Source organism: Dactylosporangium sp. NPDC000521 (genome assembly GCF_042898305.1).
GTDB lineage: Bacteria > Actinomycetota > Actinomycetes > Mycobacteriales > Micromonosporaceae > Dactylosporangium.
The window spans coordinates 144,132-145,886 of the sequence record NZ_JBIAYW010000008.1 but is presented as its reverse complement, the minus strand read 5'-3'; the positions used below and the strand labels follow the sequence as shown (position 1 = coordinate 145,886).

General features: G+C 71.5%; 2 protein-coding genes. Both read right to left on the bottom strand.

Translation table 11 applies throughout. The annotated features are described in order from the left end of the window. The coding region (locus ACFY3L_RS26275) for an ABC transporter transmembrane domain-containing protein (protein ID WP_389329183.1) at nucleotides 1–1,024 on the bottom strand (1,024 nt) is incomplete at its 3' end. Between the two features lie 78 nt (nucleotides 1,025–1,102). Next, nucleotides 1,103–1,360, bottom strand: a complete 258-nt coding sequence (locus ACFY3L_RS26270) for a hypothetical protein (RefSeq protein ID WP_389330090.1) — start codon at nucleotides 1,358–1,360, stop codon at nucleotides 1,103–1,105. Nucleotides 1,361–1,755: the final 395 nt, after the last annotated feature.

Below are 1,755 nucleotides of genomic sequence, written 5' to 3'. Positions count from 1 at the left end.
TCTTGATGCTGACCGGGTCGGTGGGGTCGTGCAGTTCGGGCTCGACGCGCAGCAGTGACACGACCCGGCCGGCGGCGACGTGACCGCGGGTCACCTTCTCCGCGACCTCGGTGAGCGTCCGCAGCGGGCTGACGAGGAACGCCGCGTACGCGTAGAACGCGACCAGCTCGCCCGGCGTGATCCTGCCCGCGACGGCGAACCTGGCGCCGAGCCACGTGACCAGCGCGACGAACAGACCCGGCAGCAGGATCTGGGCGCCTTCGAGGAGCGTCTCGACCTTCGCGACCCGGATGCCGGCGGCGCGCACCTGCTGCGACTCGGCCCTGTACCGCCCCGACACGACGTCCTCACCGCCGATGCCGCGCAGGATCCGCAGCCCCGACACGATGTCCGCGGCGCGGCCGGTGAGCGCACCGGCGAGCTCCCGCTGCGCGCGGCGACGCTGGTGGAGCGGCTTGAGCAGCAGCCCGACGACGGCGACGAGCAGCGGCACGCCGATGACGACGACGAGCCCGAGCGGCACCGACACGTCGAGCAGCAGCACGGAGACGACGACGATCGCGACGACGGCCCCACCACCGCGGGCGCTGACGTCCATCGCGTACCCGATGTGGTCGAAGTCCGTGGTGCCGATGCTCACGACCTCGCCGGTGGCGACCTTCTTCGGCAGCGTCGCCCCGAGCCGCGTCGCGTGCCGGGCGGTGACCTGCATGGTCCGGAACCCGGCACTCAGGAAGTTCGTGACGGCGAACCGGTGCCGCATGATGCCGCTGACCGCGGTCACCGTCCCGAGCCCGAGCAGCGCCCCACCCGCCGCGAGCAGCGCACCCCGGTCATGGCTGGTCAGCGCGTCGACCCCGGCACCGAGCGCCGCCGGCACGAGCGCCTGACTCACCATCCAGACGATCCCGAGAGCGATCCCCACGATGATCGTCGGCAGCTGATGCCGCAGCACCCACAGCAGATACCGCGCGGCGGACCCGCTGTCAGGCTCCCCCGGCTCGTCGATCGGCAACCGTTTCATGGCTCGCCGACGGTAACCCGGCCGGCGGGTCCGACGCCTTACAATTTCCGCCCGCTGGACAGTCCCCGCGGCGCGCCGTCAGCGGTCGACCTCGGTGAAGTCCCACGCCTGCGGCCGCCGCGACACGAGATGCGACGGCGGGTCCGCGAACTCCTCAGGCGCGCTCCCCCGCCACTTCGCGACGACAACCAGCCGGTGGTCCGTCGACGAGTACACCTCGCTGCTGATGTGCAGCGGATGCACCTCGACCTTGGGCAGCATCGCCTCACACACCCACGACAACAGCTCGTCGAACGCCTCCGGGTGCGCCCGGACCTCCCACATGCGCACGATCACGGCGCTGGACTCTACTCCCATGCCGCCCTCACCGTCCCTCCCGCTCTCCGCCACCCATGCACACAGCCACCTGCGCCGGCTCCCCGCCCACCATCACCTTGATCGAAGCACGAATCCGGCCGCCGGCACAGCCAGACCCAGCCTTCGATCTCCCGTCCCGGAACGCCGGTCGCGCGGGTGTGGCGGCTGGGCGGGACGCCCGTGATGCGCCGCCGCATCCACCGACGCGGGGTTCACCGTCGTGGGGTGATCCAAGGACGGATCCGGCTGCCGGGGTGGCCACCCCCGTCCTTGGATCATGCCGTTGAAGGCCGTGGCCTCCATGGCGACGAGCGGGTTCTCCATGGGTGATCCGCTGTGTCCGGTCAGCGGCGATGGAGGTTCGCCTTGGGCCG